The organism is Burkholderia sp. KBS0801 (assembly GCF_005937855.2).
GTDB lineage: Bacteria > Pseudomonadota > Gammaproteobacteria > Burkholderiales > Burkholderiaceae > Burkholderia > Burkholderia ambifaria.
The window spans coordinates 1,009,441-1,022,661 of record NZ_CP042177.1 but is presented as its reverse complement, the minus strand read 5'-3'; the positions used below and the strand labels follow the sequence as shown (position 1 = coordinate 1,022,661).

General features: G+C 65.7%; 13 protein-coding genes. All 13 read right to left on the bottom strand.

Annotation, left to right across the window (positions count from 1 at the left end; translation table 11 throughout):
* Positions 1 to 58: 58 nt before the first annotated feature.
* Positions 59 to 961, bottom strand: coding sequence for a cysteine synthase CysM (cysM, locus tag FFI87_RS05010; RefSeq protein WP_012363352.1), 903 nt, complete (start codon positions 959 to 961; stop codon positions 59 to 61).
* A 185-nt stretch (positions 962 to 1,146) separates the two neighbouring features.
* The gene (locus tag FFI87_RS05005) at positions 1,147 to 1,491 is read right to left on the bottom strand and encodes a ComEA family DNA-binding protein (RefSeq protein WP_138848086.1); all 345 of its coding nucleotides are present in this window, start codon (positions 1,489 to 1,491) and stop codon (positions 1,147 to 1,149) included.
* Between the two features lie 73 nt (positions 1,492 to 1,564).
* Positions 1,565 to 2,557, bottom strand: coding sequence for an ADP-glyceromanno-heptose 6-epimerase (rfaD, locus tag FFI87_RS05000; protein ID WP_012363350.1), 993 nt, complete (start codon positions 2,555 to 2,557; stop codon positions 1,565 to 1,567).
* A 55-nt stretch (positions 2,558 to 2,612) separates the two neighbouring features.
* On the bottom strand, positions 2,613 to 3,563 hold the full coding sequence (rfaE1, locus tag FFI87_RS04995) for a D-glycero-beta-D-manno-heptose-7-phosphate kinase (RefSeq protein WP_012363349.1): 951 nt from the start codon (positions 3,561 to 3,563) through the stop codon (positions 2,613 to 2,615).
* A gap of 7 nt (positions 3,564 to 3,570) precedes the next feature.
* Complete coding sequence (locus FFI87_RS04990; protein WP_012363348.1) at positions 3,571 to 4,971, bottom strand: UDP-glucose dehydrogenase family protein; 1,401 nt, start codon at positions 4,969 to 4,971, stop codon at positions 3,571 to 3,573.
* 90 nt (positions 4,972 to 5,061) lie between these two features.
* Complete coding sequence (gene lapB, locus FFI87_RS04985; protein ID WP_138848088.1) at positions 5,062 to 6,234, bottom strand: lipopolysaccharide assembly protein LapB; 1,173 nt, start codon at positions 6,232 to 6,234, stop codon at positions 5,062 to 5,064.
* Between the two features lie 53 nt (positions 6,235 to 6,287).
* Complete coding sequence (locus FFI87_RS04980) at positions 6,288 to 6,581, bottom strand: lipopolysaccharide assembly protein LapA domain-containing protein (protein WP_006750751.1); 294 nt, start codon at positions 6,579 to 6,581, stop codon at positions 6,288 to 6,290.
* 210 nt (positions 6,582 to 6,791) lie between these two features.
* Complete coding sequence (locus tag FFI87_RS04975) at positions 6,792 to 7,115, bottom strand: integration host factor subunit beta (RefSeq protein ID WP_006750752.1); 324 nt, start codon at positions 7,113 to 7,115, stop codon at positions 6,792 to 6,794.
* 22 nt (positions 7,116 to 7,137) lie between these two features.
* Positions 7,138 to 8,850: a 30S ribosomal protein S1 gene (gene rpsA / locus FFI87_RS04970; RefSeq protein ID WP_034183438.1), complete on the bottom strand. Its 1,713-nt coding sequence runs from the start codon at positions 8,848 to 8,850 to the stop codon at positions 7,138 to 7,140.
* A 142-nt stretch (positions 8,851 to 8,992) separates the two neighbouring features.
* Positions 8,993 to 9,679, bottom strand: a complete 687-nt coding sequence (gene cmk / locus FFI87_RS04965) for a (d)CMP kinase (protein WP_012363346.1) — start codon at positions 9,677 to 9,679, stop codon at positions 8,993 to 8,995.
* Between the two features lie 12 nt (positions 9,680 to 9,691).
* A complete protein-coding gene (gene aroA, locus FFI87_RS04960; RefSeq protein ID WP_105833411.1) occupies positions 9,692 to 10,996 on the bottom strand; it encodes a 3-phosphoshikimate 1-carboxyvinyltransferase in 1,305 nt (434 codons plus the stop codon).
* Between the two features lie 13 nt (positions 10,997 to 11,009).
* Positions 11,010 to 11,936, bottom strand: coding sequence for a prephenate dehydrogenase/arogenate dehydrogenase family protein (locus FFI87_RS04955; RefSeq protein WP_138848089.1), 927 nt, complete (start codon positions 11,934 to 11,936; stop codon positions 11,010 to 11,012).
* A gap of 186 nt (positions 11,937 to 12,122) precedes the next feature.
* A complete protein-coding gene (gene pheA / locus FFI87_RS04950; RefSeq protein WP_011656277.1) occupies positions 12,123 to 13,205 on the bottom strand; it encodes a prephenate dehydratase in 1,083 nt (360 codons plus the stop codon).
* Between the last annotated feature and the right edge of the window lie 16 nt (positions 13,206 to 13,221).

Below are 13,221 nucleotides of genomic sequence, written 5' to 3'. Positions count from 1 at the left end.
AAAAACGCCGCTCATGCGGCGTTTTTTTATCGTTCGACGCAGCGGACGCCGATCAGACTCAGGCGGGAAACACGCCGGTCGACAGATAGCGGTCGCCGCGGTCGCAGACGATGAACACGATCGTCGCATTCTCGACCTGGCGGGCGATGCGCATCGCGACTTCGCACGCGCCGCCCGACGAAATGCCGGCAAAGATGCCTTCGACGGCCGCGAGCCGGCGCGCCATCGTCTCCGACGCGGCCTGGCTCACGCTCTCGACGCGATCGACGCGGCTGCGATCGAAGATCGTCGGCATGTAGGCTTCCGGCCATTTGCGAATGCCCGGAATGCGCGACCCTTCTTCCGGCTGCGCGCCGACGATCTCGATCGCCGGATTCTGTTCCTTCAGATAGCGCGACGTGCCCATGATCGTGCCCGTCGTGCCCATCGCCGACACGAAGTGCGTGATGCGCCCTTCGGTGTCGCGCCAGATCTCCGGGCCCGTTCCTTCGTAGTGCGCGATGGGATTGTCGGGGTTCCCGAACTGATCGAGGATCACGCCCTTGCCTTCGCGCTGCATCTGCTCCGCGAGGTCGCGCGCCAGTTCCATCCCGCCCTTCACCGGCGTCAGGATGATTTCGGCGCCGTAAGCGGCCATGCTCTGGCGACGCTCGACCGACAGGTCCTCCGGCATGACCAGCACCATCTTGTAGCCACGGATCGCCGCGGCCATCGCGAGCGCGATGCCCGTGTTGCCGCTCGTCGCCTCGATCAGCGTATCGCCCGGCTTGATGCGACCGCGCGCCTCGGCCTTGCTGATCATCGACAGCGCCGGGCGATCCTTCACGGACCCCGCCGGATTGTTGCCTTCCAGTTTGGCGAGCACCACGTTGTTGCGTGCGCGAATCTCGTCGTCCGGCAGGCGGACCAGTTGCACGAGCGGCGTGTTGCCGATCGTGTCTTCGATAGTTTTGTAAGCCATGGAGATACCGTGAGTGCGAGGCCGATCAATCAATCGATTGTAAACCAGCGCGGGGGCGCGCGCCGGCAACCCCATCGCGACGATGGAATAGGTCTGCCGCATGCGGCATGACGCAAAAAACCCGCGGCATGCCGCGGGAAGCCGTCGCAAGACGGCGACTGAAGGAGCCTTTCGTCTGGTGTGCGTTACTTCTGCGCGGTGCGGGCCGGCGCCGCGGCAGGTTTCGCCGCGGCGGGCTTGCCCGCGGCCGGGGCCGTCGCGACCGCTGCGGCCGCGCCGATCGTCAATCCTTCCTGCTGAAGGCGCTCGACCGTATGGCCGCCCATACCTTTCACGCGCGACGCGAGATCTTCTGCATTCCTGAACGGGCCGTGTGCGCCGCGCTCGTCGAGAATCGCCTTTGCCCGCGCGGGACCGATGCCCTTGATGCCGACGAGTGCATCTTCATTCGCGGTGTTGACGTCAACGGCCGCCCATGCCGACGCGATCGCGCCGAGCATCGCGGCCGCGGCAAACCATTTTTTGATCATGTGCTGGATCTCCGATGAAAACGATCGGCGGCTGCCGACCGTGAGACCCAGTCTAGCGACGCAGCGCGTGCGTTTAAACCTGGCCGGACAGCCAACGCACGTAGCGGTCGACGCCTTCCTGCACGGTCAGGAACGGCGCATCGTAGCCGGCACCACGCAGCTTCGTCTGGTCGGCCTGCGTGAAGCACTGGTACTTGCCGCGCAGCGCGTCGGGGAACGCCACGTATTCGATCAGCCCTTGCTCGACCTGCTGCGCGAGCGTCAGCGGCGGCAGGTTGTCGAGCGCGCGCAACGTGTTCACGACCGTCGATGCGATGTCGTTGAACGGTTGCGCACGGCCGGTGCCGAGGTTGAAGATGCCCGACTTCTCCGGATGATCGAAGAAGAACAGGTTCACTTTCGCGACGTCCTCGACCGACACGAAGTCGCGCGTCTGCTCGCCCGGCGCATAACCGTTGTACTCGCCGAACAGCTTGACCTTGCCTTCCGCGCGGAACTGGTTGAAGTTGTGGAACGCGACCGATGCCATGCGGCCCTTGTGCGTCTCGCGCGGGCCGTACACGTTGAAGTAGCGGAACCCGGCGATCTGGCTCTTCGCGCTCGGCAGCACGCGGCGGATCACCTGGTCGAACAGGAACTTCGAATAGCCGTAGACGTTCAGCGGCGCCTCGACCTCGCGCTCCTCGACGAACCGCGTCGAGCCGCCGTAGATCGCGGCCGACGACGCATACAGGAACTGCGCGCCCTGCGCGAGGCACGCATCGAGCACCGCGCGGCTGTAGCGGAAGTTGTTGTCCATCATGTAGCGACCGTCGGTTTCCATCGTGTCCGAACAGGCGCCTTCGTGGAACACCGCGCGTACCTTGCCGAAATCGCCGCGCGTGAAGCGCTCGACGAATTCCGTCTTGTCGAGATAGTCGTCGATCTCGCAATCGACGAGGTTGCGGAACTTGTCCGCGCGCGTCAGATTGTCGACCGCGATGATGCGCGACTCGCCGCGCTCGTTGAGCGCCTTGACGATGTTCGCGCCGATAAAACCGGCTGCGCCGGTGACGATGACGGTCATGATCGTTCTGCCTGAAAAATTGCGAGACATCCGTGCGGCGCGCCGCCGAATGCGCTCAGTGAAACAGTTCGTCGTAGTCTACCGTGGCCGTACCGAGCTTGCCGACCACGATGCCTGCCGCACGGTTCGCGAGCACGACGGCATCGACGAGCGGCACGCCGGCGCCGAGCATCGTCGCGACCGTCGCGATCACGGTATCGCCCGCGCCGGACACGTCATACACCTCGCGCGCAAGCGCCGGGGCATGCAGTTCGCCCGTTGCGGAAAAAAGCGTCATCCCCTCCTCCGAACGCGTGAGCAGCAGCGCGTCGAGATCGAGATCCGCACGCAGCCTGGCGACGCGCGCGCGCAGGTCGTCTTCCGATTGCCACTGACCGACGACTTCGCGCAGCTCGGCGCGGTTCGGCGTGATCAGCGATGCGCCGCGATAGCGCGCCCAGTCGCCGCCCTTCGGATCGACGAGCACCGGCTTGCCGGCCGCGCGGGCCTTGTCGATCATCGTCGTCACGTGCGTCAGGCCGCCTTTCGCGTAATCCGACATCAGCACGACGTCGTGCTGCGGCAGCAGTACATCGAAACGCGCGAGCCCCGCGAGCAACACCTCGTGCTTCGGCATCGCCTCGAAGTCGACCCGCAACAATTGCTGCTGACGCGCGAGCACGCGCAGCTTGATCGTCGTCGGCAGCGACGCATCGCGCTCGAGATGAGGCGTCACGCCGCTGCTGTCGAGCAACTCGACAATCCGCTCGCCCGGTTCATCGCAGCCGACCACGCACAGGAGCCCGGCCTGACCGCCAAGCGTCACGGCGTTGCGCGCGACGTTGGCCGCGCCGCCGAGGCGCTCCTCCTGACGCTGCACATGCACGACGGGCACCGGCGCTTCCGGCGAAATGCGGTCGACGTTGCCGAACCAGTAGCGGTCGAGCATCACGTCCCCGACGACGAGCACGCGCGAACCCGCGAGCTGCGCACGCGGTACCGGCACCACTTCTCGAAGGGTAGTCATCGTGCGTTCATCCACGGGAGGAAGACTGGGGAGCGACATGCGGACGCCCGATCGCATGGTAGTCGATGCCGAGTTCGGCCATCGCGTCCGGCTCGTACAGGTTGCGCCCGTCGAAGATCACCGGCGCCTTCAGCTCGGCCTTCAGGCGCGTGAAATCCGGGCTCCTGAATTCCTTCCACTCGGTGACGATCACGAGCGCATCCGCGGCGATCACGGCTGCGTCCTGGGTATCGACGAAATGGAGGCGCGCAAGCGCGTCGGCAGCCTCGCCAAGATCGAGCGCGAACACACGGCGCGCTTCGTCGATCGCGACCGGATCGTACGCGCGCACGGTCGCGCCACGCTCGAGCAGTGCGGCGATCAGCCGGCGGCTCGGCGCCTCGCGCATGTCGTCGGTATTCGGCTTGAACGCGAGGCCCCAGACCGCGAATTCGCGACCGGTCAGGTCCGCGCCGAAGCGCTGTTCGATCTTGCCGATCAGCACATCCTTCTGCGCGGAGTTGGCGGCTTCGACAGCCTCCAGGATACGCAGCGGCTGACCGTTTTCGCCCGCGGTGCGGATCAGCGCCTGCACGTCCTTCGGGAAGCACGAGCCGCCGTAACCGACGCCCGCGTACAGGAAGTGATAGCCGATGCGCGGATCGGAGCCGATTCCGCGGCGCACGGCTTCGATGTCGGCGCCGACTTTGTCGGCGAGATTCGACATCTCGTTCATGAACGAGATGCGCGTGGCGAGCATCGCATTCGCCGCATACTTGGCGAACTCCGCCGAACGCACGTCCATGTAGATCGTGCGCTCGTGGTTGCGGTTGAACGGCGCATACAGCTTCTTCATCTTCTCGCGCGCCACCGTGCCCGTCTCGTCGTCGTCGACGCCGATGATGATGCGGTCCGGGCGCATGAAGTCCTCGACTGCCGCGCCTTCCTTCAGGAATTCAGGATTGGATACGACCGAGAACCGGTGCGCGACGCTGCCCGCGAGCCCGCGGGCGCCGAGCGCCTCGTCGACCACCGCACGCACGCGCTGCGCGGTGCCGACCGGCACCGTCGACTTGTCGACGATCACCTTGAATCCCGTCATGTGACGGCCGATGTTGCGCGCCGCCTCGAGCACGTATTGCAGGTCGGCCGAGCCGTCCTCGTCGGGCGGCGTGCCGACCGCGATGAACTGGATCTCGCCGTGCGCGACGCTGGCCGCGATGTCGGTCGAGAAGCGCAGACGTCCTGCCGCGCGGTTGCGCGCAATGATGTCCAGCAGGCCCGGCTCGTGAATCGGCATCCCGCCGTTGTTCAGGATGTCGATCTTGCGCGGATCGACATCCAGGCAAAAGACGTCGTGGCCGATCTCGGCGAGACAGGAGCCCGTGACAAGACCGACATAGCCGGTGCCGATGATGGTGATTTTCATAGATGTTCCGGTACGTCCCGGTAATTGACTAACTTGGCCGCCGGGCCGGACCCGGCGGCAACCGCAGCGCGTCGGCGCCGCACGCGGGGATCAGCCCGGCATCGCAGGTTCGACGCGGCGCGGCGCATAGGTTTCCCAGCCGCTGCAACCGGGGCACTGCCAGTAGAAGAGCCGTGCCCGGAAACCGCAATTCTGGCACGTATAGCGTGGCAGATTTTTGGTGCGCTGCTTGATCAGCGCGCGCATCATTTCAAGTTCCTTACGGCGCGGCTCGTCGGCCGCTGCGATCTGCGCGTCGAGCAGGTGCAGCATGCCGGACAGGTTCGGCGACTTCTCCATCTGCGTGCGTGCGAGCGTATGCGCGGCCTCCTGGCCGCGCAACCCGGCGATGTGCTGATACGCGATTTCGAGCAGGTCGTTCGACGGATAGCGCTCGACATAGCCCATCAGCAGCTCGGCGCCCTCGACCGGCTGGCCGAGCGCGACATAGGCCTTCATCAGCTTGTCGGCGACGAGCGGCAGATAAGCCGGATTCTGCGCTTCGACGCGCTTCCAGTGCTCGATCGCGGCCGCGTGATCGGCCGCCGCCGCCGCGGCGTCGCCCGACAATATCGTCGCGCGCACGTTCTGCGGGTTCGCGGCAAGCGCGAGCTTCAGCTGTTCGGCCGCTGCCGCGGCGCTCTTGCGCTGCAGCGCGTCCTGCGCGAGTTCGCAGTGGAACTGCGCGATTTCGATGGCGAGCGGCTTGTCGCTCATCGACTCGATCCGCTTCGCGGTATCGATCGACTTGTTCCAGTCCTTCTCGATCTCGTAGATCGTCAGCAGCGCGCGCTGCGCACCCAGCGCGTAGTCGCCGTCGGCGAGCCGGTGGAAGGCCTCTTCGGCACGATCTAGCAGGCCGGCTTTCAGAAAATCCTGGCCGAGTTCATACAGCGCGTGGTCGCGCTCGTTCACCGGCAGGTCCGTGCGACTCAGCAGATTCTGGTGCACGCGGATCGCCCGGTCCGTTTCGCCGCGGCGGCGAAACAGGTTGCCGAGCGCGAAGTGCAGTTCGACCGTCTCCGGGTCGAGCTTCGCGACCTCGATGAACGCGTCGATCGCCTTGTCCGGTTGTTCGTTCAACAGAAAGTTCAGGCCGCGGAAATACGAGCGCGGCAGGTTGGCGCTCTCCGACAGGAGGTTCTTCAGGTCATAGCGTGACGCCGCCCAGCCGAGCGCGAACGCCACCGGAATTGCGAGCAACCACCAGAAATCCAGATCCATGCGAAATATCGAAGCAGAGACGAAAACCGCGCGAGATTCGCGCGGCGTCCGTATTAAATGACGGGCGGCATCGGCGGCTGATCGACGACGACCGGGGTTTCGCGCACCGCGCGCAGGTCGCGCTTCAGGCGCCCGTTCTCGAGGCGCAGACGGAAGATCGCCGGCAGCGCGGACAGCAGGCCGGCCAGCAGACCCACGACGAAGAACGCGAGGCCGATCAGGATCAGCGGCGCTTGCCATGCGTAGCCGGCAAGGAAATTCAGCGTCGCGGTTTGCGTATTGGCCAGTGCGAGCACCAGCAGCAGCACGAACACCAATACCCGGATCAGCCAGACGATAAACTTCATGTAGCCCTCTCTTTGTTGAGGTTTGCCGTGACGCGCGACTCCCCTTCGCGACGCCGAATCGACCCGTATTGTAAAGGAAGCGTTTCCGCGTCACCGCACATCCTGCGGATGCGCGTTGCCACGCGGCCGCCGAAAACGAAAAAAGCGCCCGCTAGGGGCGCTTTTTTCTTCAGCCTTCGCCGGACAGGTTCCGGGCAAGCCGAACGACGCTCAACGCTCGTCGTCCGGATCATCAGCTTTCAGCGGCTCGCCGGCGCGGCCGTCGACGCGTTCGCGCAATTCCTTGCCGGGCTTGAAGTGAGGCACGAACTTCTCGGGCACCTGCACTTTCTCCCCCGACTTCGGGTTGCGCCCGACGCGCGCCGGGCGACGGTTGAGGCCGAAGCTGCCGAAACCCCGAATTTCGATGCGATGCCCTTTCGACAGGGCGTCGGACATCGCATCGAGCATCGTTTTCACCGCGAAATCCGCATCCTTGAGGACAAGTTGCGGAAATCGCAGTGCCAGCTGCGCGACCAACTCGGATTTGGTCATACTTCAGCAGACCTCGTGAGGCTTACTGGTTCTGGCCGTCGAGCTTCGCCTTCAGCAGCGCGCCGAGGTTGGTCGTACCGGTCGCGGCAGCGCTCGAGTCGGACTGCAGGCCGCGGATCGCTTCCTGTTGTTCAGCCGAATCCTTCGCCTTGATCGACAGGTTGATGCCACGCGACTTGCGATCGATGTTGATCACCATCGCGTTAACCTTGTCGCCTTCCTTCAGCACGTTGCGTGCGTCTTCGACGCGATCCTGCGAGATTTCCGATGCGCGCAGGTAGCCTTCGATGTCGCCCGTCAGCGTGATGACAGCGCCCTTCGCATCGACCGTCTTCACCACGCCGTCGACGATCGAGCCCTTGTCGTTCATTGCAACGTAGTTGCTGAACGGGTCGCCTTCGAGCTGCTTGATGCCGAGCGAAATACGCTCCTTCTCGACGTCGATACCGAGCACGATTGCTTCGACTTCGTCGCCCTTCTTGTACTTGCGAACGGCTTCTTCGCCGGCTTCGCTCCACGACAGGTCCGACAGGTGGACCAGGCCGTCGATGCCGCCCGGCAGACCGATGAACACGCCGAAGTCGGTGATCGACTTGATTGCGCCCGTGATCTTGTCGCCCTTCTTGAAGTTGCGGCTGAAGTCATCCCACGGATTCGGCTTGCACTGCTTCATGCCGAGGCTGATACGACGACGGTCTTCGTCGATCTCGAGGACCATGACTTCGACTTCGTCGCCCAGCTGGACAACCTTCGACGGAGCAACGTTCTTGTTGGTCCAGTCCATTTCCGACACGTGGACGAGGCCTTCGATGCCCGATTCCACTTCGACGAATGCGCCGTAGTCGGTGATGTTCGTGACCTTGCCGAACAGGCGCGTGCCCGACGGGTAACGGCGCGAGATGCCTTCCCACGGATCGTCGCCCAGTTGCTTGATGCCCAGCGAGACGCGGTTCTTCTCTTGGTCGAACTTGAGGATCTTCGCGGTGACTTCCTGGCCAACCGACAGGACTTCGCTCGGGTGACGCACACGACGCCATGCGATGTCGGTGATGTGCAGCAGGCCGTCGATGCCGCCGAGGTCGACGAACGCGCCGTAGTCGGTGATGTTCTTGACCACGCCGTTGACGATCGCGCCTTCCTTCAGCGTCTCGAGCAGCTTCGCGCGCTCTTCGCCCTGGGTTGCTTCGATCACTGCACGACGCGACAGCACGACGTTGTTACGCTTGCGATCGAGCTTGATCACGCGGAACTCGAGCGTCTTGCCTTCGTACGGGGTCGTGTCCTTGACCGGACGCGTGTCGACCAGCGAACCCGGCAGGAACGCGCGGATGCCGTTGACCATCACGGTCATGCCGCCCTTCACCTTGCCGGTGATCGTGCCGGTGACGAGTTCGTTGTTGTCGAGGGCCTTTTCCAGCGACAGCCACGATGCAAGGCGCTTCGCCTTGTCGCGCGACAGGATCGTGTCGCCATAGCCGTTTTCGAGTGCGTCGATCGCGACGGACACGAAATCGCCCGACTGCACCTCAACCTCGCCCTGATCGTTCAGGAATTCCTCGATCGGAATGTAAGCCTCGGACTTCAGGCCTGCATTGACGACCACGAAGTTGTGGTCGACGCGCACGACTTCGGCGGAAATCACTTCGCCGGCGCGCATGTCTTGACGGGTCAGCGACTCTTCGAACAGAGCCGCAAAGGATTCGGTATTCGGGGTGGAGGTTTGCAGGTCGGACATAAAAATCTGATTGTGCATGGATCGCTGTGCGCCACGCCGGCCGAAATGGCAGGCTGAAAGGGCCAGATCGAATTCCACACGGGGTTAAGGGTTCGAAACACGCTTCGCGCTACAGCGCGAAGCACCTACAACACCCGCCTTTTCAGGCGGGCTGGCCAAGCGCCCGGTACCACTGCAGCACCTGGTCGACAGCTTCATCGACCGAAAGCGCCGACGTATCGAGCAGCCTGGCATCTGCCGCGGGCTTCAGTGGCGCCGCTGCGCGATTGCTGTCGCGCGCGTCACGTTCACGGAGATCCCGGAGCAAGTCATCTATATTAGCAGAAAAACCTTTTTGCATCAATTGCTTATGCCGTCTGGCCGCGCGCGCCTCGGCGCTGGCCGTCAGGAACACCTTCAGCACGGCGTCCGGGAAGATCACGGTGCCCATGTCGCGCCCGTCGGCGACGAGGCCCGGCGTCTTGCGGAACGCGCGCTGGCGCGCGACGAGCGCGGAACGCACCGGCCCGTGCACGGCAATCGCCGACGCGCGGTTGCCGACCGCTTCGGCGCGGATGTCGTTCGACACGTCGACGCCGTCGAGCTGCGCGCAGCCCTCGCGGAACGTGATGTGAAGATCGTCGATCAGCTTCACAAGGGCATCGATGTCCTCCGCCGCGATGCCGTAGCGCACGCTCGCGAGCGCCGCGAGACGGTACAGCGCGCCGCTGTCGAGCAGGTGGAAGCCGAGATGCGCGGCGAGAAGCGCCGCGACGGTCCCCTTGCCGGAAGCAGTCGGGCCGTCGATCGTGATGACGGGGGTCGGGTGGAAGGGTCGGGTCGATTTCATCGGGTGAGTCGGTCAGGCTTTGGCGAGCGCGGCGAAGCGGTCGAAATAGTCGGGGAACGTCTTGCCGACGCACTTCGGATCGTTGATCCGCACGGGCACGCCGCCCAGGCTGACGAGCGAGAAGCACATCGCCATGCGGTGATCGTCGTACGTGTCGATCGCGGCATTCGGCGTGAGCCGTTGCGGCGGCGTGACGACCAGATAGTCGGCACCTTCCTCGACGATCGCGCCGACCTTGCGCAGCTCGGTCGCCATCGCCGCGATGCGGTCGGTTTCCTTCACGCGCCAGCTCGCGATATTGCGCAGCGTGCTCGTGCCGCTCGCGAACAGCGCCGCGACCGCGATGGTCATCGCCGCGTCGGGAATGAGGTTGAAGTCCATGTCGATCGGGTCGAGCTTGCCGTGGTCGTGGCCGATGCCGCGCACCTCGATCCAGTCGTCGCCCATCGACACGTTCGCCCCCATCTGCATCAGCGCATTGGCGAAGCCGACGTCGCCCTGGATGCTTGCGCGCCCCACGCCCTCGACGCGCAGCGGACCGCCGCCGAGCGCGCCGGCCGCGAGGAAGTACGAGGCCGACGACGCATCGCCCTCGACCATGATGCGTCCCGGCGACCGGTAGCGGACGCCGGCCGGCACGACGAAGCGCTGCCAGCCGTCGCGCTCGACGGTCACGCCGAAACGCTCCATCAGCCGGATCGTGATATCGATGTACGGCTTCGAGATCAGCTCGCCATCGATTTCGACGACGGTCCTGCCATCCTTCGCCTTCACGAGCGGCAGCGTCATCAGCAGCGCGGTGAGGAACTGGCTCGATACATCGCCGCGCACGCGGATCGGCGCGTCGACCGAGATCGTCCCGGGCTTGATCCGCAGCGGCGGAAAGCCTTCGTTCTGCTCGTAGTCGATCTGCGCGCCGATCTGGCGCAGGCCGTCGACGAGGTCGCCGATCGGCCGCTCGTGCATGCGCGGCACGCCGTGCACGCGATAGTCGCCGCCGTTGATCGCGAGCGCCGCCGTCAACGGTCGCACCGCCGTGCCCGCATTGCCGAGAAACAGGTCGGCCGTCTTCGCGGTGAACGCGCCGCGGGTGCCGGTGACGACACAGGTGTCGCCGTCGCGCGCGAGCTTCACGCCGAGCTTGCCGAGCGCATCGAGCATCACGCGCGTGTCGTCGGAATCCAGCAGGTTGGTGATCGTCGTGTCGCCTTCGGCAAGCGCCGCGAGCAGCAGCACGCGGTTCGAGATGCTCTTCGAGCCGGGCAGGCGCACGGTGCCCGAAGCGCTGGAATACGGGCCGAGATCGAGATAGTCCATGGGAATCGTCCTGTTATTTCTTGACCGGTTCGGCAGCGGGCTGCGCGCCGCGCTCCTGCCACGCCTTGCGTGCGGCGCGCGAGCGCGTGAACACGGCTTCGAGCGCCGCGCCGTCGCCGGCGTCGATCGCAGCACGCAGCCGTGCGAGCACGCGCGTGTAGCCGTCGAGCTCGTCGAGCAGCGCCGCGCGATTCGCGACGCACACGTCGCGCCACATTTCCGGGCTCGACGCCGCGATCCGCGTGAAGTCGCGAAAGCCGCCCGCCGCATACGAGAATTTCAGTTCGGCATCCGCCTCGCCGAGAATCTGCTCGACGAGCGCGAACGACAGCACGTGCGGCAGATGACTGATCGACGCGAACACGCGATCGTGCTGCTCGGTACTCATCGTGCGCACGTCGGCGCCGGTCGTCCGCCACATCGCGTCGATCCGAGCGACCGAGGCGGGCGCGTTCTCCGGCAGCGGGCACAGCACGACGTTGCGGCCGACGTACAGATCGGGCAGCGCAGCTTCGACGCCGCTCGACTCGCGCCCGGCGATCGGATGCCCCGGCACGAACTGCGCGATCCGCGCACCGAGCGCTGCGCGCGCGGCCGCGACGACATCGGACTTCGTGCTGCCCGCGTCGGTGACGATCGTCGCGGCGTCGAGCCACGGCGCGATGCGCGCGAGCAACGGGCCCGTTTGCGCGACGGGGGCGGCCAGCAGCACGAGATCGGCGCCGGCCAGTGCGTCGCGCAGTTGCGCATCGTCGTCGAGCGCCGCCGCGCGATCGATCACGCCCAGTGCCAGCGCGCGTTCGACCGACGCACGCGACCGGCCGACGCCGACGACTTCACCCGCGCCGCCCGGCGCGCGCTCGCGCAGTGCGCGCGCCAGCGATCCGCCGATCAGGCCGACGCCGAAAATGACCAGTTTGTTGAATGCAAAGCCTGACACGACAAGAGCCAAGTGACGCGCGCGGAACGACGCCCCGCGCACGGAAGTCCAGATCCCGGGCAACGGGCCCGCACCCGGCGCGCCCTGCACCGGATACCGCCCGAGCCCGCCTTCGGCAGTGCCACCCGGCCTGCCCTGCCCGCTGCACCCGCCGCCCGCGCGGTGCGGGTGACGGGCCGCCGCGCGTCAGCGCGCGCGCGGATACGAACCGAGTATCTTCAGGAACGCGGCCTTCTGGCCGAGCTCCGCGAGCGCGGCAGCCACCGCCGCTTCATCCCGGTGCCCTTCGATGTCGATGTAGAAGTAATACTCCCACGTGCCGACGCGCGCCGGACGCGACTCGAAGCGCGTCATCGACACGCCGTGCCGCGCGAGCGGTTCGAGCAGCTTGAACACCGCGCCCGGCTCGTTCTTCACCGACACGATCAGCGACGTCTGGTCGTGACCGCTCTGCCCGGCCGGCTCCTTGCCGATGATCACGAAGCGCGTGCGATTGTGCGGATCGTCCTGGATCAGCGAGAACGCGATCTGCAGCCCGTAGTGCGCGGCCGCGCGATCGCCCGCGATGGCCGCGACGCTCGGGTCGGCCGCCGCGAGACGCGCGGCCTCCGCGTTGCTCGACACCGCTTGCCGCTCGAGCTGCGGCGCGTTCGCGGCAAGCCACTGCTGGCATTGCGCGAGCGCCTGCGCATGCGCGCAGACGCGCGTGACGCCGTCGAGCGTGCCGCTCTGCGTGAGCAGGTTGTGATGGATCGGCAGCGCGAGCTCGCCGCTGATCAGCAATTGGGTTTGCAGCAGCAGATCGAGGGTGCGCGACACCGCGCCTTCGGTCGAATTCTCGACGGGCGCGATGCCGAATGCAGCCGCACCTGCCTCGACCGAGCGGAACACCTCGTCGATCGACGGACACGGCAGCCCTTCGATCGACTGGCCGAAATACTCGAACATCGCCTGTTCGCTGTACGTGCCGACCGGCCCGAGGAATGCGACGTGGATCGTCTGCTCGAGCGCGCGGCTCGCGGCCATGATCTCGCGCCAGATGGCGCTGATGTGCTCGCCCGCGAGCGGCCCCGCGCTCATGTCCTGCAGGCGCGCGATCACCTGCAGCTCGCGCTCCGGCCGAAACACAGGCGCGTTGAAATGCTTCTTGACCTCGCCTACCTCGAGCGCCACCGCGGCGCGCTGATTGAGGAGCGCGATCAGCTGCGCGTCGATCGCGTCGATGCGGTCACGCAGCGGTTTCAGGCGGGAATTCAGTTCGTCGTCCATGCGTAGTTGCCGTGCT

Coding starts and splice junctions, on each gene's coding strand:
- FFI87_RS04980 (WP_006750751.1), bottom strand. CDS start 6,581: ATGAAGTTTATCGTCTGGCTGATCCGGGTATTGGTGTTCGTGCTGCTG.
- rfaD (WP_012363350.1), bottom strand. CDS start 2,557: ATGACCGTCATCGTCACCGGCGCAGCCGGTTTTATCGGCGCGAACATC.
- rfaE1 (WP_012363349.1), bottom strand. CDS start 3,563: ATGACTACCCTTCGAGAAGTGGTGCCGGTACCGCGTGCGCAGCTCGCG.
- pheA (WP_011656277.1), bottom strand. CDS start 13,205: ATGGACGACGAACTGAATTCCCGCCTGAAACCGCTGCGTGACCGCATC.
- lapB (WP_138848088.1), bottom strand. CDS start 6,234: ATGGATCTGGATTTCTGGTGGTTGCTCGCAATTCCGGTGGCGTTCGCG.
- FFI87_RS05005 (WP_138848086.1), bottom strand. CDS start 1,491: ATGATCAAAAAATGGTTTGCCGCGGCCGCGATGCTCGGCGCGATCGCG.
- rpsA (WP_034183438.1), bottom strand. CDS start 8,850: ATGTCCGACCTGCAAACCTCCACCCCGAATACCGAATCCTTTGCGGCT.
- FFI87_RS04990 (WP_012363348.1), bottom strand. CDS start 4,971: ATGAAAATCACCATCATCGGCACCGGCTATGTCGGTCTTGTCACGGGC.
- aroA (WP_105833411.1), bottom strand. CDS start 10,996: ATGGACTATCTCGATCTCGGCCCGTATTCCAGCGCTTCGGGCACCGTG.
- FFI87_RS04975 (WP_006750752.1), bottom strand. CDS start 7,115: ATGACCAAATCCGAGTTGGTCGCGCAGCTGGCACTGCGATTTCCGCAA.
- cmk (WP_012363346.1), bottom strand. CDS start 9,679: ATGAAATCGACCCGACCCTTCCACCCGACCCCCGTCATCACGATCGAC.
- cysM (WP_012363352.1), bottom strand. CDS start 961: ATGGCTTACAAAACTATCGAAGACACGATCGGCAACACGCCGCTCGTG.